We start from the raw sequence: 24,845 nt of genomic DNA on the forward strand, positions 1-24,845 counted from the left end.
ATAATTTTTCAAATATTTTTCAGCGAGAAAAGTTCTGAAGTTTATTAATCTTCTTTTGAGTGTTCTTCGTTTCCACCTCACACCTTGGTCCTCTTCTGTTTCTGCTTCTTTGATTAATTCTGCTAAGGACATTTCTTGAAAATTAGTGTATAGTTTTATACTTGCACGGTATGCTTTTTTACTGATTGGTTTGAGGTTTCGTGTTTTTACGAAGTCGTTGAGAATTTCTTCATCGTTCATATTCATATTTCTATTTCTCCTTTCTATTTCTGATTATGGGTAGAGAGCGTTTGAAAAGTAATGGCTCTTTTTTTTGATGTACAGAAAAATACAAGAGTCGTATCATTCATATGAGATGATGAGTATCAATTCTCATGATTATTACTATTTACAACAATAAAATAAAAAAGTTCCTTAAACTATCAATAAGTAAAATTAAAATAGGCTTTAGTCAATATTTCGAATAGATTTAAATAATTTAAAAAATAATAAATAAAGTAGTGATTTAAAATGGCAATAGTTGGAACAACAATATTTTCTCATATTCTACCAGTGATTATTGGATTTTTTGGAGTTTTATTCATAATATCTGGTTCCTTAGAAGAAGATAGGTCTAAACTGGGTTTAGGTATTGCATTATTTGTTATAGCCTGCGTATTCCCATATCTAATTTTAAAAGTTCTAATCTAGAAATTTTATTAAATAACTATCCTTTATGGATTTTTTAGAAATATTCATTTATTTTCAATGAATTTATTGAAAATTTTTTTAAAAGATAAGTTTACCTCAAAATTCCAGATAAGTTTCATTGTCCTAAACTGTGAAAAGAGTTGTTGTTGCTTTGTTTTCAACATATGTAATTTAAAAAAGCGCATGGTAATTGAAAATTCAAAAAAATAGTATCCTTGATTATTTGGCCTTTTAAATCCCAGGCAAATTTACATGAAAATTATTTTTTAAAAAAATAAAATTGGTAATACAAATTACCATATCCGCTTAAAAAGGACATATTTGAAGTAAACTTATTCCATAAGTTTTACTTCACCCGAATGCAGACTGGTTCCAATCAGCACTTTCTTTATACCCAAGGATTCCAGCTCCCCTAATGATTCCTTATTCAAACCGCCTGCAATAATCAGCTTATCTTTCATGTCTTCAAACATGTCCAGAAGCTTTTTGTTATAGCCCTTCTCTGTGCCTACGCCTGTAATGTCTAGAAGAATTATTTCATTCGGATTAAGCCTTTCAAGAATTTCCTTAAACTCCAGCAAGTTCAAGTCCATGTGTTTGGACAAAAGCTCATCATTTTTAACGTCAACGCTTATGACAATCCTTTCTTTGGGATACTTTTCAAATATCTTTTCCATCTCTTCAATGCTTTCAAGTGTTTCTGTTGGAATGATTATCTTATAGGCATAATCGAGGAAAAATTCAAATGATTCGCAGTTTTTTACCCCGCCGTCAAAGATTACCGGCAGAATCGAATTGACCATCTTGATGTCGTTTATATTGTGGCCGTTTGATTCAATCAAATCCAAATCGGCAATATACATTTCACTGGCACCGTTTAACTTCAATCCTTGAGCTATTTCAACAGGATTGGAAGATGGTGCAAAAACAGTCCTTAACGGTTGATATGTGTCCCTCATACCGGATTTTCCGCTTACTGCCTGGTGCTGTTTTAAATCTATTACTGGAATTTTTTTAATCATAATTATAAATTAGACAAAAGAAGTATTTAACAATTTTAAAAAAATCCAAGGAGGTGAATTAAGCTAATGAAATTAGCCTAATTCGATAATAAAAAATAATGATCAATTTAGGTAAATAAAAAATATGTTTTTATGAACCTCTATTTAATTAATTAAATTACATACTATATAAATGTTACTAAAGTTTAAAAAAATTAAAGTATAATTGAATATATAATTTATAAAAAAATCTTAATAAATTAAAAAATATTTAAAAAAATTATTAATATTTATACAAAATATATGTAAATAAAAAAGATTATAAACTAGAACTTTTTTGGCAAGCTAAAATTACAAAAAAAGAATAAAATTTGCTTGATAAAGTTCAATTGAAAAAATTAAAGTAGAAAATAGAAAAAAGAATGAAAAAATCAGACCCTGAAATTTTCATCGATATATGAGTCGAACTTCAAGTAAGCTTCATCTATAGCTTTCATAATCTGGTCTTGTGTAATCTCGGAAAGCTCATCAAACAAAACCCCTACATCAACGTCAACATCCAGTTGCTCATTTTCATAGCTGAGAGTTATATCCAAATCCAAATCTTCCAATTCTTTGGTGGAAATTGTCTTTGAAATTTCCCTCTCAAGGATTTCGCCGAAATCATCGGAAATTTTAGACAAATCATCCTGGGTTAATATCTTTAACTTTGACATGAAAATCCGTAAAAAAAAGAAAATAAAAGTATTAGCCTATTGGCCCATACCTTGCATAGCAGCCTGAATGGTAGCTTGCATTTCTTCGAGTTTTTTCATGACTCTTTCCTCTTGGCGAGCCATGGTTTGTTTTCTTAACTCAAGAGTTTCTAATTTATCTTCCATTTCAGCTAAAGCGTCAGCATATTCCACTTTAATGAGTAAAGTGCCTGCTTGTTTGAATACTTCGGTATTTTCATCAGTCTTTTTGAGTTCTTCTAATGCTTTTTCAGTTTCTTGAATTTGAACTTCAACATTTTGAACCTGCATGGTTACAGCTTGAGCTTGTTGTTGTAATTGTTGAAACTGATTTAATTGATGTTGAATATTTTCAGGAATCTCCATAATATCACCTTATTTTTTATTTAAATTATTTTATATGAGTATTAATTTATTAAATTATTTATTTCCAATGCCAATTTAATCCATTTGATTGCAGAGTTAACGGAAGCTCTAAATGAAGTGGAATCTTCCGCATCAATATTGATTAAAATATTTTTGCCATCCAGTTCAACGGTCATCGAAGACCGGTAATCAGGAGCGGTATCGAACTCTAAAATTATAGAATCATAAATTATTTCAGCATCTTTACTATTATCGAATTCAATAGTTATATCACTTTTGACAGATTCAAGAGGAGTTTCCTCAATCATGTGAAACCTCTAAAACCTTTTTAACGTTAATTTGGAATTTGTTAACCTGTCCAAACTTATTGACAAAGTTAATTTTGGCCACCAAGTCCTCGCTGCTAGAGATTAATATATAATTGTCATCAGCCTTATCGACAAGATCTATATCCAATATTTCGCTTAAAACATCAAGCTTTTCTACTTCACTAACTATTTTCAATCTGGATGGAGCAATGTTAAGCTTTTCATTTTCGATTGCAGCCCCTATAAGAATTACAAGCAAAACTTCACCCCTATTGGAGTAAAACGTTATTTTGCTTGGATTTCCCTTAATCTCATTTACAATAGCCAAGTTAAATTCATCCAATTCCAATGCCTTCAGGAGAAGTTCACGCATGTTCATTTTTCCCCTATTCACTGAAGTGGAATCTGTGCAGCGTGCTAAATTCTTACAGAACTTCCTTGTTTTTTGAGAAGGCTTTCTAGAAGTTGAAATTAACATATAAAATCAAAAATAGTAAAAAAATAAAGTAAAGCAGATAAATTATCTTGCTTTTATAACTCTAGTTGTTTCGGGAACATTTTTGAATAAAATCCTATATCTGCATTTAGGACATTTATTTTCCATGTAGCTCTTATGGTCTACTTCAGCTCCACAACGTGGACATCTATACAAAGCCTATTCCTCCACTTTAATGTCTCTGATACTGCGTGCTGCAGATTTTGCCATTGGAGTTTGTGGAACGTAAGCTCCACCGGTGAATACTGCACCACATTTTCTGCATTTCCAAATTCCAGCAGCTTGTCTTTTTACATAAGGTCTATCACATTTAGGACAAACATGATTCTTTTTCATGTTTTCTTCGATGATTTTAACAGATCTTTTTGCTTTTCTTCCGTATCTTGGACCAAACCTTCCTGTGATACCTACTTTTTTAGTTCTTGCCATTTAATATCTCTCCATAATAATGAAATTTGTAATAATGTAAATTAAAAGAATTTACATTGATTATCTAAAAATAATCATAAAATTATCTAATGTAATAATATTAGATTAACTAATATTTAAATGTTTTCTTAAAAATAGGAATTTTAAGAAAAAACAAATCAAAAAAATTATTAAATATTATCTTTTGAAGAAAATAATGCCCAATCAAAAAATAATAAAATATTATCCAACTTATTCAAGTGTTGGATAATTAGGACTTTCGTTAGTAATCAACAAGTCATGAGGATGTGATTCCTTAATACCGCTGCTTGTGATTCTAACAAATCTTGCATTTTCTTTCATTGCAGCAATATCCTTTGCTCCACAGTAACCCATTGATGATTTTAAACCGCCCACTAACTGGAACAATATTTCTGCAATTGTTCCCCTATATGGTACTGCACCTTCAATTCCTTCAGGAACATATTTGGTGTGGTTCATTTTACTTTTTTGGCCTTGGAAGTACCTGTCAGCCCCACCGTCAAATTCACTGGTCATAGCACCCATGGATCCCATTCCACGGTATTTTTTATATTGCTTACCGTTCATCACAACAATGTCACCAGGAGCTTCCAAAGATGCTGCAAGCAAGTTTCCAAGCATTACTGCATCTGCACCTGCACCAATCGCCTTTGCAACATCACCTGAGTATCTTATACCACCATCCGCAATTACTGGAACTCCAGAATCACGAGCAGCATCAGCAACATCAGAAATAGCAGTAAGTTGAGGCACACCTACACCAGCTACAATACGAGTGGTACACATTGAACCCGGACCGATACCAACCTTAAGTGCATCCACACCCATGGATATCAAATCTTCAGCAGCTTCAGCAGTAGCAATGTTACCTACACATAATTCCGCATCAATATTGTCTTTGATGGTTTGTGTGAATTTGACAACATTCATGTTATGAGCATGAGCACAGTCAATGGAAATAATGTCCGCACCTGCCTGGTCAAGTGCCATTGCCCTGTCTAAATCAAAAGGACCACATGCTGCAGCAACCAAAAAGTTACCGTCTTTATCGCGAGCTGCATTAGGATATTGGGCTTGATTTAATATATCTTTAATAGTAATGATTCCAACCAATTTACCGTCACGAACAACAGGCAGCCTTTCAACTTTATTGTCATAAGCGATGTTTAAAGCTTCCTCAGCAGTGACTCCCTCTTCAACAGTCACAACATCAGATGTCATGATATCCTTAATTTCGGTATTTGGTTCTGATTTTAAAAACGGCCTGATGTCTCTTTTTGAGATAATTCCCATTATTCTATCATCATCAACGACCGGCAAACCACTAATGAGTTCATTTTGCATTACAGTCTCTGCTTCAGCAACGGTAGAACCCGGAGAAATAGTAATAACATCCCTAATTGTTAAATCTTCAGCATTCTTTACCTTTTTAACTTCTTCAACCTGTCTTTCCTGTGAGATGTTTCTGTGAAGTACTCCTATACCCCCTTGCTGTGCCATTGCAATTGCAAGATCCGCTTCAGTTACGGTATCCATTGCCGCACTTAAAACAGGGATATTTAATTTGATTCCTTTACCCAATTCAATTGTAGTATCAATGTCTTTAGGTTCAACATAACTTGCATTTGGAGTTAAAAGAAAATCGTCAAAGGTATAAGACATTCTTGCTTCTTGAACTTTTTTTGAAAATGACATATTAACACCTATCTAAAATGAATCGCATAACTCTTTCAATTCAGCTACAGCAGTGTGGTGGATTTTACCAGTATTCCTGTCACCGCCTACGCAGGCAGCTCCCCTAATTCCAACAACATCACATCCTATATCATGCAATGGTTTTAATTGGTCTTTTTTGACGGATCCTGCGAGTGCTGTTAACAGACCATAGCTGTGAGCTTCGTCAACAAATTCCTGTAATTTTTCAATATCCAAATAATCAAATAATGTATGGCCATCCTTAACTGCAGTGTCAAGCATTGCCAGGTCGCATCCTGCATCTTTAGCCACTTTTGGAATTTCCATAGGATCCACTGCACCAACACGATGTGCATCGGCATATCCTGCAGCTACAATAATTGTGTCTTCACTAATATCTTTTACAGTTTTTACGACATTTTCCATGACTTCAACCGCTTCGTCATGATTTTTTGTTCCGTATAATCCAACTTTAATATAATCAGCACCAGAAACGTGAGCTCCCATTGCCGCAAGAGAAACTGTTCCCGGTTTGTATGGCACATCACCTAAAGTGGCACTTACTAGCTTGTCTTCAGGAGTTAACTCTCTAATTTCCTTAATAACCCACGGGAAATTAGCTCCTAAAGAACCTTCTTTAGGATTTTTTACATCGACAATATCTGCTCCGCCTTTAATAGATTCTAGAGCTTCTTCATGATTTATAGGGCTTATTAATAGAAGCATAAATTTCCTCCAATAAAATATAATATTATAATATAATAATATTACTTCTTTATTATTTATAAGATTATTGTTTTTTTAAAAAAAAATAGTGTTAATATGGAGAATCATTTTTAGAAATATTCTCTTTGATTTTGCCATGAGCCTTAGGATAAAATCCAACATCAGCAGACAATTTCCTCATGTTTTCTATTATTTCATTGGTTGGAATAGCTACAGGACAGTTGAGAGTGCACAATCCACATAATGTACACATGTAAAGGCCTGAATTGAAGCATGTTTCATCATCCTCAATGAATTTGGACATTGCAACACCACGGCCACCCAAATAATTGTTGAATCCGAACTCATTTCCAACAGCATTGTAAACAGGACAGTTGACAACACAGTTTCCACAACCTATACAATAAAGGCATTCAGGAGTCGCTTGGCTTCTTCCATTATCCAAAAGAATCACTGCAACCTTTTCAGCACCATACATGTTTTTCAAAAGTTTCTTTTCAATGTCGGCGGTTTTTGAAGGACCTGAAACAACATTCATATAGGAGGTTACATAGTTTCCAGTTGCAAAAATTGTTTCAAGTTTGACAACAGAGATTGCATCTTCCAATGTAGGCACTATTTTATCGATTCCAGCTACGATTATATGCAAATCTTTAAGGGAAACTATCGAAATATTGCCCTCGTTGTGAACCATTACAATGGATCCCTCTTCGGCAGCTATTGCGTTGGCTCCACTTATACCTACTCTTGCACTTTCTAGGCGATTTAGTACATCTTGCCTTACAAGTTCCATTATTTCATGAGCTTCGGGATTGACATTTGCATCCAAAGACTCGTTGACAATGTCTGTAATTTTTGAGATATTCAAATGTGAAGCTGGTCCTGTCGGATGAACCGGCTTGTTGTCTTTACGTTTCAGCTGAAGTATCCTATCTCCCAAGTCAGTTTCAACGACTTCATAACCCCTTTTCGGCAACTCCATTTTAAGGTTGATTTCGCCCAGGGTATTTGATTTAGCTTTGGCAATGACCTTAGAATCATATTCCTGAAGCAGTTCATAAATGATTTCCAATGCCTCATCATCATTTTCGGCCAATCTGACCTCAATGTCATTGCGTTTGAATGAATCGATGGCCTGAGTTAAAAGTTCATCCTTGCAGTCAATAGATTCCTTTTTTATTTCACGGACTCTTGACTGTAATCTTTTAGCGGAAGGCGAATCCTTAATTTCGCTGGATCTTTTTTTAACTGTGTTGAATGATTTTCTCATTGTTTCAAGTTCACTGGCTTCCATAAGCATCACCATACTTTACTAAAAATTCAGTCAAATCCAAAACTTCCAAATCATCGTTTTCTAAATTAAGCTTGCAGAATGGACATGGAGTCAATAAAATTTCACATTCAGTATCCTTTGCCTGATTAATCCTTATCTTTGCCATTTCATCTGCAATTTCAGGATAAGCAGATTTAACTCCACCGCCTGCACCGCAGCATATGCTGTCTTCACGGACATTATCCATTTCCACCAAATCGGCAACGCTTCTTATTACATCACGGGGTTCGTCAAAAACATTTAAATGACGTCCCAAATGACAGGAATCATGATAAGTTACTTTCAAATCTTGTCTGGAAAAATTAAGCTTGCCCTCTTTAATTAAACTGTCCAAAAGTTGAGATATATGAATTACGTCCAATCCTTCATAATCCTGATTAAGTGTTTTAAAGCAACCTGCACATGAGGTTAATATTTGCTCACCTTTAAGAATTTCGGTGTTTTTATCAATCTGTTTTTGAGCCTCATCCTCAAAACCGGTTCTAAGCAAAACAGATCCACAGCACTTTTCATCATCCAAAATATGATAGTCCACACGAGCCAAATTCAGCAATTTTTCAGTTGCATCCTGAATTCCTGTCAACTTTTCGCGTGCAGTGCATCCTCTAAAATATAACATGTAATCTATTCATCCTCATCCAATTCAATTTCATTGCGGATAGCCAATTCACGGACCAAATCATTAATCTGCTGATTCATATCATCAAATTTGATATATAGTCTGAAGCCTAAATAGAGTGATAATAAAACACCCACTATAAGCAGCAAATCTATACCCCTACCAAAACCGAACAAATCGGCAAGAGGAATAGTGATATCCGGTTTGAATGCAAACAGCAATAGGAAAATCCAAATAATTATCCATAAAACAAAAGCTGCAGGAGTACTTTTTTTATTTCTAAGTCTCTGATATGCAAAAATTATTGTGAAAATCGCGATTAATACAAGTATTATCTGGTATAAATGTAGTGAACCTATAATAAAAAACACCTTCTAAAATTTTTAAATTCTAAATAAGTCTAAAATCATTTTAAATAAAATTTTTAACCCTACAATTGCATCTGTTCCCTTATGCTGTGTTTCGGGAGTGTATATTGTAGTTATTGTAACCTCTTCCAATCTGAAATTCTTATCGGAAATTTCTTTTATGAATTCCGAAGATACTGCATAACCTGATGAAACAATGTTTATTTGGCTTGCCGCATCGGCAGTGAATGCCCTCAGGCCGCTTTGTGAGTCTCTGACATTTCTTCCATAAAATATCAAGGTTAAAAAGTTCATTACAAAATTTGCAAAACTCTTTGAAATTGGCATATCCTTCAGAGGCCTTGCACCAATGCATGCATCAGCCTTGCCTTCCTGAAGAGGTTTGGCTACCTTAACTATATCCTCAATGGCATGCTGGCCGTCTGCATCAAAAGTCAGGATATATTTAGCATCCTTTCTGATTGCAGTTTCCATGCCTGTCTTTAATGCAGCACCCAGACCTCTGTTGATTACATGTGAAACTATGAATATTTGATTAGGATATTTCGTTTTGGATTCTATTGCCAAATTTAAAGTGTTATCACTAGATCCATCATTTACAAGCACAACATTATAGCCTTCATTAGCAATTCCCTCTATAATCTGGGAAACTGTTTTTTCTTCATTATATGCTGGAACAACAACAAAAATTTCATCTTTTGAATCTGACATAATAATCTATAAATTTTATAATGGACCTGCGTCCTCTTTTCCTTCGCGCATTCCCATGCCTGCCTCTTTTCTCATTGCCTTTCTGTGATACATCATTTTGATTAGGTTCTGCGCATGTTCACGAGCCCTGTTTTCTGCAAGTTTGGCGAGTTCAACAGGGTCTTCCTCTTCATCCTCATGTACAAATACCTCCAGAATATGGGTGTTTGTCATAAGCTGTGCATTTATAAGGCCTGTTGATGCTTCATGAGCACACATCTTATCCTTTTCCATAGGTCCCGGCATTCCCAATGCCATTACAATATCGCAATTTTCTTCTTCAATGAGAATTTTAGCGGTTACAGGCAAGTCCTTAACCCCCGGAACTGTTTGGCGTATTATCTTTAAATCATAAGCATTGTTTTTAAGCTCATCGATTGCGGCTGCCGCCATATCAAAACGAGCAAATGTTGTATCACAAATACCAATTCTCATATATTCACCTTATAAAAGAATATGTAATTATTAATATAAATGTTTATTTAAAAATAAGAAAGTATTATTAATTATTACTGAGAGTAATACTTTAGATGTAAAAAATATTATATAAAAATGAGTTAAAAAAAAATTATTTACTGTGTAACTCATTAGCTTTTCTTCTAGCTTCTGAAATAGTTAAAGGATAATCACCATTTAAATCGAAACCGTCTTTCTTATCCAAGATTTCAAATAAATGAGCAACTCTCGGAAGTCTTAAATTAGCTTTTCTGACTAATTCAATATCCCCAAATACTTCTTTTGGAGTTCCTGACTTGATTATCTCCCCAGAACTTATTACATAAACTTTGCTTGAATAGATTGGCACCAAATCAACATCGTGAGTTGAAATAATAATAGTCATACCTTCTTCATTAAGTTCATATAATAATTTCAAGATATCTGATGCTCCTTTAGGGTCAAGACCAGATGTTGGTTCATCTAAAACCATTATTTCAGGCCGCATAGCCAATATTCCGGCAATAGCAACTCTTTTTTTCTGACCTCCACTCAAATGATGAGGAGCCTTCCTTTCAAAACCTGCCATATCAACTCTTTCAAGAGCTTCAGTGACCCTTTTCTGAGTTTCTTCTTGAGATAACCCTAAATTCAAAGGTCCGAAAGCCACATCCTCTTCAACAGTAGGTGCAAAAAGTTGATCATCCGGATTTTGAAAAACAATTCCAATTTTTTGTCTAAAATATACTAAACTTTTTTTATCGTGTTTTAATTCTTCACCATCTATGAAGATTTTACCACTGTCAGCTTTATAAATTCCATTGAAATGCAAGAATAATGTAGATTTGCCTGCACCATTCTTTCCAAGAAGAGAAACCATTTCCCCCTTTTCAACATTTAAATTGATATTTTTTAAAGCTTGTGTTCCATCATCATAAGAATAAGAAATATTTTCTGCTTTTAACATTATTTATTCCCCCTTTTCGGCTTATAAACAGGCAAATAACCTTGATAACATCTAGAATCAAGTGAACATTGTAATGTTTCAGATTTATCTAATGACCTGAAAAACAAATTACTGAATAACATACCTAATGATTTATAGGTACTTTTTGAACCAACATAACCTAGCCTTGTATCTTGAGCATTTCTCATTGTGTCTAATTGGTCTAAAAATATGAATATTGTGTTATACATCAAAAGCGCAATATCAATGAAAATTACTGGAACTTTAACTATATGCAAACACTGAAGAATATCTGCAATAGGTGTTGTTAATGTTAAAAAACCCAAACATGAAAAACATGCAAAACAACGGCAAAATGTTGTAATTGCCAAATCAAGGGAAGATTGAGTTATTCCTATGCCCCACAATCCAGTATCATAAATTAATTCACCCTGTCCAAAGAAAAATAATAAAAACAAACATGTAATAACTGCAAAAACTATTGGAATTGTTAGAAACTTAAGATATGATTTTAAAGAGACTCTAGCCACACCCAATACCAATATGGCCATTAAAACAAATACTATAACATCGAGTGTTAAATTATCCAAAATTAATGTGGCAACCATCAAACCAATTGCAACAATTACCTTAACATACATGTTAAAATCAGATAATCTATTATTATGTGCTATATAATCAATATCAAATTTCAATTAAACAACCCTCTTAAAAAAAATAAAAAAAAGTAAAAGAATAATTAATTAATTATTCTTCTTTACCTTGTCCTCTCCAGTAACCAAAGAAGTAACCAATAATGATTGCTCCAATAGCTGCTTGGACAGCAAATAATAAACTTTCTATTTCACCACTTGGAGGTTCCCAAAATGATTCAAACCATGGTTCGTATCCAGTTTCAGAAACACCATCTGATCCTTGATCGTCAGAACCACCGAAGTACCCTTCATCTTCACCAAGACCAGAGTACATTGCTAAAGGCACAATTAATATAATAAGAACAATTACTGCTAATATAATATTTTCATATTTCATAATATTCACCTTATAACTCATTATCTGAAATTGCACCTAATTTGTTTAATAATTTAGGTTTGTAACTCATTAATCCGTTCCAGATAATTACAGTTAATAAACCTTCAGCGATTGCTAATGGTAACTGAGTTGGAGCAAAGATTAAGAAGAATTTTGTAATTGCAGCCATAGTAGTAGGTTCAGGGAATGCTAAACCTAATTGAATTGCAGTTACGATGTAAGTTACAATATCTGCAATGAATGCAATTAAAAATATGTTAATTTTAGATGGAACTCCAGCTTTGAACAATAGTTTGTATATAATCCAACCGACAAATGGTCCTACAATACCCATTGATACACAGTTTGCTCCTAAAGTGGTTAATCCTCCGTGAGCGAGTAAAACAGCTTGGAAAATTAATACAATAGTTGCTAAAACACCAGTTACAGCAGGTCCAAATAAAGCTGCACCTAAACCGTTACCAGTTGGGTGAGAACAACTTCCGGTTACAGAAGGTAACTTTAAAGATGAAATAACGAACATAAATGCTCCACTTACAGCAAGTAAAGCTTTAGATTCAGGGGTTTCATCTACTACCTTTTTAATTTCATAGAGTCCGTATGCCACAACAATGATTGCTATTACATACCAAACAGCACACCAAAATGGTGGTAAGAACCCTTCCATAATATGCATAAATAATTTCCTCCGAATAACCTATCAATATTAATTGACAAAACATTCAATAAAAATTTAAATTATAATTAATTTAAATTAAAGTTTTATTGATAAAGATAATTATATAGTTTATTATATATAAATATTATTAGTAACAATTTAAACAAAATGAGTTAATTAACAAAATATTAGAAAAAATAGGCAAAGATGATAAGATGGAAATTAAAAATGACTTGATTTTGGCACTTGATGTGATGAGCGAAAGTGAAGCCGTCAAAATTTGCAGTGATGTAAAAGATTATATTGACACCATAAAAATAGGTTACCCGCTTGCATTGGCTGAAGGTCTTGAGATAATAAAAACCCTGAAAGATCAATTCGGCTTTAAGGTAATCTGTGACTTCAAGGTTGCAGACATTGACGCCACAAACTCAAAGATATGTGATGAAACATTCAAAGCAGGCGCAGATGCGATAATTTGTCACGGATTCGTGGGATCAGATAGCGTTCAGGCATGTCTTGACATGGCAGACAAACACGAAAAAGAACTGTTTCTGCTTACTGAAATGTCACATCCCGGCGCTAAAATGTTTTTGCAGGAAAATGCAGATGCCATAGCCAAGATGGGAGTCGATATGAAAATAACTAACTTCGTAGCACCGGCCACAAGGCTCGACAGATTGAGCGATATACGGGATATCGTCGGTGAAGATGCATTTATTATATCCCCCGGTGTTGGAAAACAGGGCGGCGATGGTAAAAAAACACTCCAATATTCAAATGCAATAATCGTTGGAAGAAGTATTTACGAATCCGAAAATCCAAAACAGTCATGCGAAGATTTGATAAAATCCCTCAAATAAAAGCCAAACTATTTTAATAAAAAAAAATAAAAATATAATTGTTCTTATAAAGTGAACATTAAAATAAGTTAAATGAGGTGATAAAAAATGGCAAACGAAGTAACAAAATTAATTATGGAAACAATTTTAGCATTAATTACAACTGCATTCGCATTTGTAGCAGGTGAAGCATGGAACAGTGCAATTCAAAAATTGATTGAATCCATCATAGGTGCAGGAGATGCACTCCCAAGTCTATTCACTTACGCTATTGCTGTTACTATAATTGCTGTAGTCGTAACCGTACTCATTGCTAGAGTAGCAGGTAGAATGGGTATCGAAAACGAATAAAATTAAAGGAATTTTTAATTCCTTTTTAACTTCTTTTTTTTAATTCAACTTTTCAAAAACAATTCCGGCAACTTCATAAGATATCTCAAATAATATGAAGCATACGAATATCCAGATATTGAATATTCCTGAAATTGCCAACAGTAAAATAACAACCTTCATCACAAACCTATATTCAAAAAACAGATTCAAGAACTTGTTTTCGGTTGCTTTAGAAATTAATTCATGGCCAACTTCATCTGAAAGCGCAGCCAAAATACATATCAACAGGATAACCAGACTTAACTCCGGAATTCCAAATATAAGACAAATCAAAACAAAAACGATCAATGTAATAACATGGTGAATTCCATCAACCTTCAATGCAAGCAGATTGCCTATTAAAATGGCAATGAATATATATGCTGCATCAATGCTGTAAACTGTTGCAAATCCTGATGCAACACCGCATAAAACTCCAATCAATGAAGCCAATCTGATTTCATGCCTAACATCAAAAAGATCATCCGAATACTTCATGAAAAATCCGGACAGCATGAATAATATGGCCAAACTAATGTAACTCATCTAATCACTGTTAATCTTATCTAAAGCTGCCGCATAAATCAATGGGAAAATGACGGTAACATCCCCGACAACACTAGCCAGATTAGATCCGCATTTGGCTTTTGCCCAAGATTTTGCCTCTTCAAGAGGTGCTCCACCCAAACTTCCGGCTTCAGGTCTGTCCATGGTAATCTGAATGGCTGAATCAAGACCTCCTTTAATCACATTGGAAGCCAGAGTATAATGTTTTGTCAGGCCTCCTCCAAGAAGGATTGCACCTACCTTTTCTGATTCGAATACTATATCTGACAAATAATGCATATCCGCAACTGCATCAACAACAAAGTCATGGTCCTGGTTGAAAATCCAAAGCTGCAGACCCATCATGGAGTCAATCAGACCCGGAGCAAAAATAGGAACGTTGTTTCTTGCTGCGGCACCTACAAATGAGTTTTCATCATCAATCAGAAGTCCAATTTCAAAAAGAAGCTCCTGAATGGAGATGACATTCTTTTTTGAGGAAATTTCTTCAAATATCTTAATTATTTCACTTTCAAAAATCGTAAAGTCATCGGACCCCACATTAATATCTGCAATTCTTCCGATTCCGTCGGCGTTTAAATCCTCATCATCCCTTCCTTCATGCTGATAATGAGCTCCTCCGAAAGCTTCCACCAAATCATGGGTAATGTTTGCCCCGCTGGAAACTATTAATCCCACATGGCCTTCATTAATCATCTTGGTTACTATATTTCTCATTCCGCCGGGAATTAAAGGACCTCCAAGACTCATGAATACATTCATATCTTCATCTTTAATCATTTCAGTTAAGATATTGCAGGCTCTTGAAACCCTTCCGGCACCTAAAACGCCTGATTTGTCAAATTGGTCTAGCAAATCAGAGACCTTCATACCATTGTCTACATTAATTGGATTTACCTTCATTAAATCACTTGAATTAAAATTAGTTTGTAATAATTGGGAATTGTTCTAAATTAGTGATAATATTTATCAAATCTGTTCTTGTTACAATTCCAAGTAAGTTCTGGTCATTGTCAGCGACAATTAATCTTGAAATAGATTTTTTAAGCATTACCTCAATTGCATTGGCAATTTTCAAATCCTCATTTACAATGACTACATTAGGTGACATCAAATCAGCAACTGTTAACTCATCCTTATCTTCAGCTATTGCCTTCACAAGATCTGTTACAGTAAATACACCTACCACTTTTCCTTTTTCCATTACAGGAGCACCATCAATTTCATTTTCAGCAAATTTTTTCGCAGCATTCTTGATTGTGCAGTCGACAGAAAGTGAAATTACATCCTTGCTTGCAATGTCCCCTACGGTTTTTTTAGGAATGCTTCTGATTGTGGTTGTATCGACCAGAAGAATATTGTCTAAATCATCCCTTCCTACAATTTCACCCATTACTCCTAAATTGTTAACCGGAGTCGGGCCAATCCTGACAATGTCGCCTAAATTTAAATCCTTGATGCTTCCTAAAACCTTGATTGCAGCTTCACACTCGGTTGGTTGCGGAACACTTGTAAATTCAATTCGTGCAACGGAAATATCTTCCATTCTTTCCCCATTTTTATAAATAGGTACTTTGGAATCCTGATCTGAAACTGTAATATTTAAAGAATGGTAAGCTTCGATAGTTGGCTTATATCCTCCTCTTGGACCCGGCACTCCCTTAACTAAACCAAGACTTCTTAGAGATTGCATCTGGTTACGAATTGTTCCCGGATTTCTTGCCATGACCTCAGCAATATCTTCTCCCTTTATGGATTTACCGTCAGAGGATTGGTATAAATTAATTAGTGTTTGTAAAATTTCCTTTTGTACAGATGTTAACATATCATATCCCCATCTCAATAATATATAATCTTATTTATTAATTAATAATGCTAGAATACCTCAACTTCTTTAAGTCAAAGATTAATTGCACTAATATTAAAGCATGAGTTACTTTTCAAATGCTCTTTCTAATTTTTAATATATGCATATTAACTTAATATAATTATTGTATGTACTATTGTTGCATCAATTATAATTTGGAGTTTGTATTTTATGGTTTGTAAATGGGTTAATAAAGGTTTGGTTGTGAGGTTGTATCCTGATGAGGATATGATTTGTAAAATTAATCAAAATATTGGTAATGCACGTTTTACATGGAATCATTTATTAGCTGAATATCAAAAGACCTATATTTTATTTAAACAACATGGATATACTCGTTTAAAGTGTAATATGACTACATTCAATGCTATGTTGACAATGCTTAAAAAGGAGCATGATTTTCTTTATTTAAGTGAATCCAGTAGTTTGCAACAGGTGTTTCGTAATCTTATTAATGCATATAAAAAATTCTTTAACAAAAATGCGGGTTACCCACGTTTTAAATCTAAACACCCCAAACAATCTTTCAGAATACAAAACATCAATAACAATATACGATTACAAGATAATATGCTCGTTTTACCTAAAATAGGGCCAGTATATTATCGAACCAGTAAAGAATACAAACGATTACTAAATAGCAGCAATATCAAAATAAACAATGTCACTATTAAAAAATCAAACGGCAAATATTATGCAGTATTCAGCATCGAAACAACAGTTACATACCTTGAAAAAACATTAAATGTAGTTGGAATTGATTTGGGATTAAAATCATTAGCAACTCTAAGTAACGGACTAAAGATAACCAATTTAGAACTAACTTATGAAGAAAAAATGATAAAAAAATGCCAAAAAAGACTCTCAAGAAAAAAATATGGTAGCAAAAGATACCAGAAACTCCAAAGAACCTATTGGAAATGGCAAAATAAAAAAAATAATAAAATACGTGATGCATATCACAAACTAAGCCGTTATATAACGCAAAAATATGACATAATCTGCATGGAAAACCTATCCATCAAAGACATGCTTCAAGACACAAATCAAAGCGTCAAACTACATCGCATAGGATTGGCATCATTAGTGGAAAAGATCAAGTATAAATCCAACTGGTATGGTAAAAATTTCATACAAATCAACCGATGGTTTCCATCAAGCAAAAATTGCAACAACTGCGGATACTACAACAAAAACTTAAAACTAGAAGAAAGAGAATGGACTTGCCCAAAATGCAAAAAACATCATGACCGAGACATAAATGCTGCAAAAAACATACTTCATGAAGGATTTAGAATCCACATGGAGAATTTAATGAACCTCAGGGACTGGGGGGATAGCACGGTAATCCTAGAGGCAATAGCATCTACAGCCCGTGAAGTAAGAATCCTTAACATCCATATGTAAAGGTAGTTCAAAAATGTTAACGATTTATAATGATAATTTGAAATTCGAAAAATAGGAAGATTAAAAATTTTTAAAAAAAATAAAGAAAATGAAATGATTATTCAACCAATTGTTTCAAATCATTTCTGATAATTGAAGTCGCATCAAATCCTTTGATGGCATCCACCATTTCAGGGAATTTTGCCTTAGGAATCAGCACGTTAATCTGTGAGAAATCAGATCCAGGAGTGATTGTAGGCTCATCAGCACAGAGCTTATTGTCAACAAGATAATTGGAAACTTCCTCGATTTTGTTGTTTGCAATGTTGAACTTTACATCAAAATATTTTTTAGCTGTAATGGCCCCCAATAGCTGCTCATAAATCATTTGAGCCTTTTCAAGTTTCTCGCCTGTACAGCTTACGCCAGCATAAAGACCCGCTGATGAATGAAGGATTGTTTCTATTTCCTTTAGACCTGCTTTTCTTAAACTGCTTCCGGTTTGAGTATTGTCAACAATCAAATCCGCACCTTTGGCAATGTATACTTCAGTAGCCCCATCGGAGTTGATGACCTGCACCATCTCATTGTCACCATGGGTCAAACCTCTAACCTGAACAAACGGTACTGCATCACCGTAGATTTCCTGATATGCCTCATTTTCCATCATGAACTTTCTAGTCAAGTTAGGATATTCAGTAAAGCATAAAATAGGAGTTTTCCTGTCCTTGTTTGCTCTGAACAAATCAGACAAGTTTTCATAAGGAGAATCTTTAGGAACTGCAACAATCAAACGGGTCTTTCCATAATCCAAATCTCCAATCTTAACAGTTTCAGTTTTTCTTAAAACGGATTCCTCTTTAATCCAGTCCTCACCAACAATAGCTATATCAATAATTCCCCTGTTCAACTCCACAGGAGTGGATTGCGGACGGGTTAAAAAAGCTATAATATCATTGTCATTTAAAATTTCAATTTCATAAGATTCATCGCCAGGTTCATATCCCTTAACTTCATAACCTGCATCAACAAAAAGTTGATAAGTATTTCCTCTTTTAACATTATTCAAACTTCCCTTTGGAAGTCCTAAAATTATTTTATCGTTCATAATAATACCTACAATAAAGGTTATTCATTAAACTATATATTAGTTTTGAAAAAAAAAGAAAAAAATTAGTTGTGATAAGCTTCACAACTTTGTCTGTTTAAAGCATGCTTGTGAACATGCATATGTTTAACACCACTATCAGTTTCGATTTCATCAATGATTTCAATGCCATCATGGGAGTGGGTGTGCTCCCCATCATTGTGGAAATGATAATGTGAGTGCTCTACATTTTCTGAGTCGATTTTTTTAATTGAATCATCAAATTTTCTGTCATAAAGCAAAGCAGCATTCAATACAACAAGACATGATCCAGCATTGTGAACAATAGCTCCTGTTACTGGGTTTAACAAACCTAAAACAGAACAGACAATTGCTGCTGCATTAATTGCCATTGAAATTATAATGTTTGCCTTAATAGTAAACAGTGTAGAGTTGGACAATTTCTTAAGATATGGAATTTTGCCAATGTCATCTCCTAAAAGTGCAATGTCGGCAGCTTCAATAGCCACATCACTTCCAACAGACCCCATTGCCACACTTACATCTGCTGTTTTAAGGGCAGGGGCGTCATTGACACCATCACCAATCATACAGACCTTTTTACCTTCACTTTTAAGCTTTTCAATCCAAGAAAGTTTTTCTTCAGGAAGAAGATTACCATAAACTTTACCTATACCAACTTGAGAAGCAAAGTAATTTGCAGTTTCAGTATTGTCTCCTGTAAGTAATATAGTCTCAGTGTCCAAATCATGTAAACTTTGAATCATGCTTGCAGAATCTTCACGAATGACATCAGATAATCCAATGAAACCTGCAACCTTATCATTTAATGCAACGATGATTGAAGCTTTTCCCTCACTTCTAAGTTTGTCCAAGTAACTTTCATCAACACTTATATTATTTTCTTCTAAAAATTTAGAGTTTCCAGCATAAACAGTACCATATGAGTTATTACAGCTAACACCTTTACCAGGATACATTTTGAAGTCTTGAGGTTCTTCAATATCCATTTCCAATTCTTTTGCTTTATTTACAATAGCTTTAGCTAATGGATGTTCACTTAAAGTTTCACAGGATGCAACCATTTTAAGCAAATCGTTTTCAGACAAGCCATCATCTGCAGGAATTACGTCTGACACCTGAAGGTTACCATATGTCAATGTACCTGTCTTATCAAATACCAGTGTGTTGAGAGCACCTAAGGTTTCCAGCGCTTCACCGGATTTGATCAATACTCCATATTTTGTTGCCTGACCAATGGCGGCCATAATAGCTGTTGGTGTTGCAAGTATCAATGCACATGGGCAGAATACCACTAAAACAGTTACTCCTCTTTCAATGTCTCCTGTTAGTAACCATGCGGCAATAGCTATTAATAATGCAATTGGAACCAACCAGGTTGCCCACTTATCGGCAATCCTTTGAGTTGGAGCCTGCTTTTCATCGGCTGCCTTTACAAGGTCAATCAACTTTTGAAGTGATGAATTTTCACCCAAACTAGTTGCCTTAATGTCAATTGCACCATACATGTTCATGGTTCCGCAGAATACCTCATCGCCCACCTCCTTATCAATTGGCAGTGATTCTCCAGTCATGATTGACTGGTCAAGAGATGAAGTACCGCTAATGATTTCACCGTCTACAGGTACGCTTTCGCCAGGAAGTATTCTTAATGTATCACCAATCTTAATTTCATCTACTGATATGACTTCTTCCTGACCGTTTACAATTCTTCTTCCAGTTTGAGGAGTTAGATTGATAAGATTCCTTAATCCTTTTTTAGCTCTCTCAACTGTCCAGTCTTCTAAAAGGGCACCTAGTGCCATAATCCATGCAACTTCACCTGCTGCAAAAATCTCGCCAATCAAAAGTGATGCTACCATAGCAATTGCGATTAGAAGTGCAGATGAAATCCATTTTTCACGGATTAATCTAGTCATAGCAAGAAGCAACATTGGAATACCACTGATTATTACTGCCCCCCATGCGGGATTCAAGTAAATCGGAGTGTCAATTCCAAATATCATGAAAATAATTGCAATAACGAGAAATATTGCGGAGACGATAGTCATTTTCAAGCCAAATAAAAAATCAATAATCTCATCAATCATATTTTCACCTTCTTTTGATAGTTATTCGAAAGAAAAAAGTATTACTTTTTTCAAGTTCATTTATATATGCAGTATTACTGTTACATAGTATTGACTTCATGTTATATAAAAGTATTACTTTTTTTGAGTTCATTTATATACTCAATATTACTCAAAAAATTTTCATGAAAAATCCAAAATTAAAAAAAGCACGATAAATCAGCAGCTATAATAACTTTCAAAATTAAATCAAAAAAAAATAGATTTGAGGAAAATCTAGTCTTCCTCTTTCTTTTCAAAATTCATGCACTGTTTGACATCCAGTAGCAGATGTTCATTAATCTTGCAGACAATTTTATATTTGTCTCTAAATTCCATGTGTTTGCAGTCATCACAAATCATATTATCAACACATTAAGGTTTCATTGCCAAATCCATTATACTGAATGGTTCTCCTTCTTTTCTCTCAGCAGGCACACCCATTCCAAAAGCTGATTTGGCGAATTCCTTATTCATCCTTTTTGAAACTTCTCCAAAAATTATCTTATATGCATCACATTGCGGATCAACTGCTTGAGGGGTTTTATGTGCAACAATTGCATTATAAGGGCATCCCCCTTCACAATATTTCACATATCTACATTTTTTACAGTTTTCATCAACGTAATCCCTAAATTCCTGAAGCTTTGCCCATGCATCGGATGCTTTTAAATCATCAAAACTTGGATTATCAGAAACGTTTCCCAATACATATTCAGGCATTCCCACAAATCTGTAACATGGATATATTGAACCGTCCGCTCCAACAGCCAATGTAGTTCCAATGCAATCTGCAAATGTACAAAGGGTTCCTCTACGCCTTAACGCACTTTTACAAATATGGTCCAAATCCATTATCGAAAACTTATCCAAATCATAAAGGTATTTATCAAGCCAGTCAACCAAGAGTTTTCCATGCTCTTCCTGGTTGAGTGCCCATGGATCTGCATTGTCTCCCCTAAGAGATGGAAGGGCCGCATGAATCTTGAGGCTCATCTTTTCTCCTTTAAAGAATTCATACAATTCATCTGAGAAATCTTTTGAATATTCAGTGACTGTTAAAACAAAGTTAATAATCAATCCCTTGCTTTTGGCAAGCTCATATTTTGACATTGTTTTATCAAAGTAACCGTCTCCCCTTTGATAATCATTAATTTCCTTTGGCCCGTCAATACTTGTACTTACAACAACATTGTATTTGACAAATAAGTCAATGAGTTCTTCTGTTAAAAGCCAAATGTTGCTTTGAAGGGAAAATCCTTCGAAATTATCAAGTTTCGATAGTTTTTCTAATGAATATTCATAAAAGTCATAACCCGCTAAAAGCGGCTCGCCACCGTGGAAAGTAAAATGGACTTTATCATCCCTAAAATCATCTAACCAAGCAATAATTTGGTCAATAATTTCTGTATCCATCATCTCTTTTTTGTTTTCGGAACCCCAACAGTATTTACAGTTTGATGGACAATTGAGTGTGGGAATAATCATTACATGAAATGTCATTTTAACCGTGTATCTTATTTAGTTCATTTAATAATTTTTTCTTCTCGTCTTCTTCCATATCTTCATTGACAAAGAATATGTAACCGCATTCTTCACATTTAACCGCATTCATTTCTGCGTGTGCGCGGTGATTGTCTAATAATCTTCTGTGAGCAATTTTATCTTTTGAACCACATTTTGGACATGGTGCTAATAATTCTTCAAGTTTCATATTTTCACCTATAATTAAAGTTAGTTTTCAAAATATATTAATGTTATCAGTGATGGAAAAGTTTAAATAAGATGGTTAAATGACTGCAATTTTTCAAAATAACTTAAACGATCTTTAAATATCAAATAAGACAATATTAAATATTAATTTATAAAATAAAGTGATTATGATGCCATATGACCTGTATGATTATTTCTTAAAAAAGAGAAACAATGAAAATTTTACCGAAACAACAAACATCGTAAGGCAAAAATTTTGACGGGAAACATTTGATGTAGTTGAATCCCAAAAATGGGAAGAGATAACCGATAAAGTCAAAAGAAATTAACAGTTTAAAATCTTTACAAAATATTTGTAAATAGGAAAACCGACATGCCTGACGAATGACAGAGCATAATTGACTCCCGGAAATTCAAATTCTTTTTTTACTTTTTCAAGCTCCAAGATGATGTCTAATTTCTGAGGACATTTCCTTAAGCATTTGCCGCATGCATTACATTTTCCTGCATTGCCAGAATTTCCCATAATGCCTCCAACGTACTGATAATAATCAACAAAAGACTGATTGAACAATCCTTTATGATCAAACAAGTATTTTTCATTGTATATTTTAATGCATTCCGGAATATTGACCCCTTGAGGGCATGGCATGCAGTATCCACAAGTTGAGCAATTGATTTTTAGGGAATTTCTCATGACCCTTTTTACAAGCTCAACAGTTTCCATTTCTTCAAAGCTCATTGATAAAGGAGTTGTTTCATTTGCAATGGCCAAATTCTCTTCAAGCTGTTCGAAACTATTCATTCCGGATAAAACACAAGTGACATTCCTATTGTTTAAAACCCACTGCATTGCCCATTGGGCATTGCTTTTATCCGGATTAGCCTTTTTAAATATGTCTTCGGCATCCTTTGGCATCTTGCCTGCAAGGATTCCTCCCTTAAGAGGTTCCATTACAAAAATGCCCAATCCCTTAGAGGCGGCATATTCAATGCCTTCCATGCTCGCCTGAACATTTTCGTCAAAATAATTATACTGAACCATCACAACATCCCAGTCATAGCGGTCCACAACAATTTCAAACTCTTCTTTAGGCCCATGATATGAAAACCCGATATTCTTTATCTTGCCATCTGATTTTGCCTTATTAATGAATTTAATCAAATCCCTTTTAAGCAGACGGTTAATGGTTTTTAAGTCAACGGCATGGATAAGATAATAATCAATGCAATCAATATTAAGCCTCTTTAGCTGTTCATTCAGAAAATTTTCCATATCATCATATTTTCTGACGTTAATTGATGGCAATTTGGTGCATATATTAACCTTTGACCTCACTTCAGGGGTTAAAATTTCGCCTAAAAAAGTTTCGCTATCCCCATAAAGATAGGCAGTATCTATAAAATTAACACCATTATCAATTGCTTTAAAAATAAGTTTTCGAGCTTTGATTCTGTCAATTTTACCATTCTTAAGAGGCAATCTCATAGCTCCAAAGCCCAATGGAGAAATTTCATCCCCATTTTTCTTAATCAATCTGTATTGCATATTATCGTCTAAACGTTCTGATTATCTTATCAATAATTATTTTTATTAAAACACCCACCCCATGGGTTACAGGACCTTTAGTTGATGAATTTTCAACATCATAGCGAACAGTGATAGGAACTTCAACTATTCTAAAATTATTTTCGGCCGCATCAGCCAACATTTCACTTTCGATTCCAAAACCGGTATCCCTAAATCTGAAATAAGGAATGGTTTTACCAGAAAAAGCCCTAAAACCGCTTTGAGAATCAGTTACATGAGTTCCCGAAGTGACATTTGTAGCAATATCCAAAACCCTTTGGCCAACACGCCTGTAAGCGGGAGTCTCATCATCAAAACCATCCAAATATCTGCTGCCGTTTACCAAATCAGCACGGTCTTCAAGGATAGGCCTGACAAGATTAGGTATTTCATCGGGATTGTGCTGTCCGTCACCATCAATAGTGACAACAATATCATATCCATTAACTTCAGCAAATGCATCCTTCAGGGAAATTCCTTTGCCCAAATTATTGTAATGCTTTATTACGCGTGCACCTGCATCTTTGGCAATTTGAAAAGTTCTGTCAGTGCTTCCATCGTCAACAACCAAAACTTCATCGGCATATTTCATTGACCGCTTTACAATAGAACTGATAGCAACTTCTTCATTAAATGCAGGAATAATTACGATTGATTTCATAC

Annotated in this window: 32 protein-coding genes and 1 pseudogene; 4 read left to right on the top strand and 29 right to left on the bottom strand. The window is 34.3% G+C overall.

Annotated elements, in window-relative coordinates:
• A pseudogene (locus IJI93_RS03805) lies at positions 1 to 240 on the bottom strand (site-specific integrase); the annotation flags it as partial.
• A gap of 270 nt (positions 241 to 510) precedes the next feature.
• On the opposite strand from IJI93_RS03805, the gene IJI93_RS03810 reads away from it, so the two are divergent.
• A complete protein-coding gene (locus IJI93_RS03810) occupies positions 511 to 690 on the top strand; it encodes a hypothetical protein (RefSeq protein WP_292820148.1) in 180 nt (59 codons plus the stop codon).
• A gap of 332 nt (positions 691 to 1,022) precedes the next feature.
• On the opposite strand, the gene IJI93_RS03815 is transcribed toward IJI93_RS03810, so the two are convergent.
• From IJI93_RS03815 to cbiM, 18 genes are all read right to left on the bottom strand, one after another.
• The gene (locus IJI93_RS03815) at positions 1,023 to 1,712 is read right to left on the bottom strand and encodes a HisA/HisF family protein (RefSeq protein WP_292820151.1); all 690 of its coding nucleotides are present in this window, start codon (positions 1,710 to 1,712) and stop codon (positions 1,023 to 1,025) included.
• 410 nt (positions 1,713 to 2,122) lie between these two features.
• Positions 2,123 to 2,407 carry a DUF3194 domain-containing protein gene (locus IJI93_RS03820; protein ID WP_292820153.1) on the bottom strand — a complete coding sequence of 95 codons (285 nt, stop codon included), beginning with the start codon at positions 2,405 to 2,407 and terminating at the stop codon, positions 2,123 to 2,125.
• A gap of 36 nt (positions 2,408 to 2,443) precedes the next feature.
• On the bottom strand, positions 2,444 to 2,791 hold the full coding sequence (locus IJI93_RS03825) for a prefoldin subunit beta (protein ID WP_292820156.1): 348 nt from the start codon (positions 2,789 to 2,791) through the stop codon (positions 2,444 to 2,446).
• 41 nt (positions 2,792 to 2,832) lie between these two features.
• Entirely contained in the window at positions 2,833 to 3,099 is a 267-nt protein-coding gene (locus IJI93_RS03830) for a KEOPS complex subunit Pcc1 (protein ID WP_292820159.1), read from the bottom strand.
• On the bottom strand, positions 3,092 to 3,577 hold the full coding sequence (locus IJI93_RS03835) for a Brix domain-containing protein (RefSeq protein WP_292820162.1): 486 nt from the start codon (positions 3,575 to 3,577) through the stop codon (positions 3,092 to 3,094). Before IJI93_RS03835 ends, IJI93_RS03830 begins: the two co-directional genes overlap by 8 nt.
• Before the next feature lie 42 nt (positions 3,578 to 3,619).
• Positions 3,620 to 3,751 (bottom strand): DNA-directed RNA polymerase subunit P, encoded by a 132-nt coding sequence (locus tag IJI93_RS03840; RefSeq protein WP_292608962.1) that lies wholly within the window; start codon positions 3,749 to 3,751, stop codon positions 3,620 to 3,622.
• A gap of 3 nt (positions 3,752 to 3,754) precedes the next feature.
• Positions 3,755 to 4,024, bottom strand: coding sequence for a 50S ribosomal protein L37Ae (rpl37A, locus tag IJI93_RS03845; RefSeq protein WP_292820165.1), 270 nt, complete (start codon positions 4,022 to 4,024; stop codon positions 3,755 to 3,757).
• 231 nt (positions 4,025 to 4,255) lie between these two features.
• On the bottom strand, positions 4,256 to 5,740 hold the full coding sequence (guaB, locus tag IJI93_RS03850) for an IMP dehydrogenase (protein WP_292820168.1): 1,485 nt from the start codon (positions 5,738 to 5,740) through the stop codon (positions 4,256 to 4,258).
• A gap of 12 nt (positions 5,741 to 5,752) precedes the next feature.
• Complete coding sequence (locus tag IJI93_RS03855) at positions 5,753 to 6,466, bottom strand: (5-formylfuran-3-yl)methyl phosphate synthase (RefSeq protein WP_292820171.1); 714 nt, start codon at positions 6,464 to 6,466, stop codon at positions 5,753 to 5,755.
• A gap of 91 nt (positions 6,467 to 6,557) precedes the next feature.
• A complete protein-coding gene (locus IJI93_RS03860) occupies positions 6,558 to 7,760 on the bottom strand; it encodes an LUD domain-containing protein (protein WP_292820174.1) in 1,203 nt (400 codons plus the stop codon).
• Positions 7,747 to 8,418, bottom strand: a complete 672-nt coding sequence (locus tag IJI93_RS03865) for a (Fe-S)-binding protein (RefSeq protein WP_292820177.1) — start codon at positions 8,416 to 8,418, stop codon at positions 7,747 to 7,749. The genes IJI93_RS03860 and IJI93_RS03865 overlap by 14 nt, the downstream gene beginning before the upstream one ends.
• Before the next feature lie 5 nt (positions 8,419 to 8,423).
• Positions 8,424 to 8,789, bottom strand: a complete 366-nt coding sequence (locus IJI93_RS03870) for a DUF2304 domain-containing protein (RefSeq protein WP_292820180.1) — start codon at positions 8,787 to 8,789, stop codon at positions 8,424 to 8,426.
• 12 nt (positions 8,790 to 8,801) lie between these two features.
• Positions 8,802 to 9,497, bottom strand: a complete 696-nt coding sequence (locus IJI93_RS03875; RefSeq protein ID WP_292820183.1) for a glycosyltransferase family 2 protein — start codon at positions 9,495 to 9,497, stop codon at positions 8,802 to 8,804.
• A 15-nt stretch (positions 9,498 to 9,512) separates the two neighbouring features.
• Positions 9,513 to 9,971, bottom strand: a complete 459-nt coding sequence (ribC, locus tag IJI93_RS03880) for a riboflavin synthase (RefSeq protein WP_067041664.1) — start codon at positions 9,969 to 9,971, stop codon at positions 9,513 to 9,515.
• A gap of 133 nt (positions 9,972 to 10,104) precedes the next feature.
• Positions 10,105 to 10,938 carry an ATP-binding cassette domain-containing protein gene (locus tag IJI93_RS03885; protein ID WP_292820186.1) on the bottom strand — a complete coding sequence of 278 codons (834 nt, stop codon included), beginning with the start codon at positions 10,936 to 10,938 and terminating at the stop codon, positions 10,105 to 10,107.
• Positions 10,938 to 11,633, bottom strand: coding sequence for a cobalt ECF transporter T component CbiQ (gene cbiQ / locus IJI93_RS03890; protein WP_292820189.1), 696 nt, complete (start codon positions 11,631 to 11,633; stop codon positions 10,938 to 10,940). Before cbiQ ends, IJI93_RS03885 begins: the two co-directional genes overlap by 1 nt.
• Before the next feature lie 52 nt (positions 11,634 to 11,685).
• A complete protein-coding gene (locus tag IJI93_RS03895; protein ID WP_394355673.1) occupies positions 11,686 to 11,970 on the bottom strand; it encodes an energy-coupling factor ABC transporter substrate-binding protein in 285 nt (94 codons plus the stop codon).
• Between the two features lie 10 nt (positions 11,971 to 11,980).
• A complete protein-coding gene (gene cbiM / locus IJI93_RS03900; protein WP_292820193.1) occupies positions 11,981 to 12,646 on the bottom strand; it encodes a cobalt ECF transporter S component CbiM in 666 nt (221 codons plus the stop codon).
• A gap of 197 nt (positions 12,647 to 12,843) precedes the next feature.
• Between cbiM and pyrF the strand changes: the two genes are divergently transcribed.
• Entirely contained in the window at positions 12,844 to 13,491 is a 648-nt protein-coding gene (pyrF, locus tag IJI93_RS03905; RefSeq protein ID WP_292820196.1) for an orotidine-5'-phosphate decarboxylase, read from the top strand.
• 87 nt (positions 13,492 to 13,578) lie between these two features.
• Positions 13,579 to 13,821 carry a DUF5654 family protein gene (locus tag IJI93_RS03910; RefSeq protein ID WP_292820199.1) on the top strand — a complete coding sequence of 81 codons (243 nt, stop codon included), beginning with the start codon at positions 13,579 to 13,581 and terminating at the stop codon, positions 13,819 to 13,821.
• Between the two features lie 39 nt (positions 13,822 to 13,860).
• Here IJI93_RS03910 and IJI93_RS03915 read toward each other — a convergent pair whose 3' ends face one another.
• The 3 genes from IJI93_RS03915 to IJI93_RS03925 are packed head-to-tail and all read right to left on the bottom strand — an operon-like array spanning position 13,861 to position 16,234.
• Positions 13,861 to 14,388: a hypothetical protein gene (locus IJI93_RS03915; protein ID WP_292820202.1), complete on the bottom strand. Its 528-nt coding sequence runs from the start codon at positions 14,386 to 14,388 to the stop codon at positions 13,861 to 13,863.
• Positions 14,389 to 15,312 (bottom strand): deoxyhypusine synthase, encoded by a 924-nt coding sequence (locus tag IJI93_RS03920; RefSeq protein WP_292820205.1) that lies wholly within the window; start codon positions 15,310 to 15,312, stop codon positions 14,389 to 14,391. It abuts the gene before it with no gap.
• 19 nt (positions 15,313 to 15,331) lie between these two features.
• On the bottom strand, positions 15,332 to 16,234 hold the full coding sequence (locus tag IJI93_RS03925; RefSeq protein WP_292820208.1) for a CBS domain-containing protein: 903 nt from the start codon (positions 16,232 to 16,234) through the stop codon (positions 15,332 to 15,334).
• Positions 16,235 to 16,447: 213 nt separating this feature from the next.
• On the opposite strand from IJI93_RS03925, the gene IJI93_RS03930 reads away from it, so the two are divergent.
• Entirely contained in the window at positions 16,448 to 17,683 is a 1,236-nt protein-coding gene (locus IJI93_RS03930) for an RNA-guided endonuclease TnpB family protein (RefSeq protein WP_292820211.1), read from the top strand.
• Positions 17,684 to 17,780: 97 nt separating this feature from the next.
• Here IJI93_RS03930 and IJI93_RS03935 read toward each other — a convergent pair whose 3' ends face one another.
• The 7 genes from IJI93_RS03935 to IJI93_RS03965 form a co-directional block, all read right to left on the bottom strand.
• On the bottom strand, positions 17,781 to 18,770 hold the full coding sequence (locus IJI93_RS03935; protein ID WP_292820214.1) for an ATP phosphoribosyltransferase: 990 nt from the start codon (positions 18,768 to 18,770) through the stop codon (positions 17,781 to 17,783).
• A 65-nt stretch (positions 18,771 to 18,835) separates the two neighbouring features.
• Complete coding sequence (locus IJI93_RS03940) at positions 18,836 to 20,881, bottom strand: cation-translocating P-type ATPase (RefSeq protein ID WP_292820217.1); 2,046 nt, start codon at positions 20,879 to 20,881, stop codon at positions 18,836 to 18,838.
• Positions 20,882 to 21,136: 255 nt separating this feature from the next.
• The gene (locus tag IJI93_RS03945; protein WP_292820220.1) at positions 21,137 to 21,262 is read right to left on the bottom strand and encodes a hypothetical protein; all 126 of its coding nucleotides are present in this window, start codon (positions 21,260 to 21,262) and stop codon (positions 21,137 to 21,139) included.
• Between the two features lie 12 nt (positions 21,263 to 21,274).
• Complete coding sequence (locus IJI93_RS03950) at positions 21,275 to 22,402, bottom strand: TIGR04083 family peptide-modifying radical SAM enzyme (protein ID WP_366513277.1); 1,128 nt, start codon at positions 22,400 to 22,402, stop codon at positions 21,275 to 21,277.
• A gap of 1 nt (position 22,403) precedes the next feature.
• Positions 22,404 to 22,613, bottom strand: coding sequence for a TIGR04165 family Cys-rich peptide (locus IJI93_RS03955; RefSeq protein ID WP_292820226.1), 210 nt, complete (start codon positions 22,611 to 22,613; stop codon positions 22,404 to 22,406).
• A gap of 324 nt (positions 22,614 to 22,937) precedes the next feature.
• Positions 22,938 to 24,161: an aldo/keto reductase gene (locus IJI93_RS03960; RefSeq protein ID WP_292820229.1), complete on the bottom strand. Its 1,224-nt coding sequence runs from the start codon at positions 24,159 to 24,161 to the stop codon at positions 22,938 to 22,940.
• Between the two features lies 1 nt (position 24,162).
• Positions 24,163 to 24,843: a glycosyltransferase family 2 protein gene (locus IJI93_RS03965; protein ID WP_292820232.1), complete on the bottom strand. Its 681-nt coding sequence runs from the start codon at positions 24,841 to 24,843 to the stop codon at positions 24,163 to 24,165.
• Positions 24,844 to 24,845 lie beyond the last annotated feature (2 nt).

Source organism: Methanobrevibacter sp., assembly GCF_017431965.1.
Lineage (GTDB): Archaea > Methanobacteriota > Methanobacteria > Methanobacteriales > Methanobacteriaceae > Methanocatella.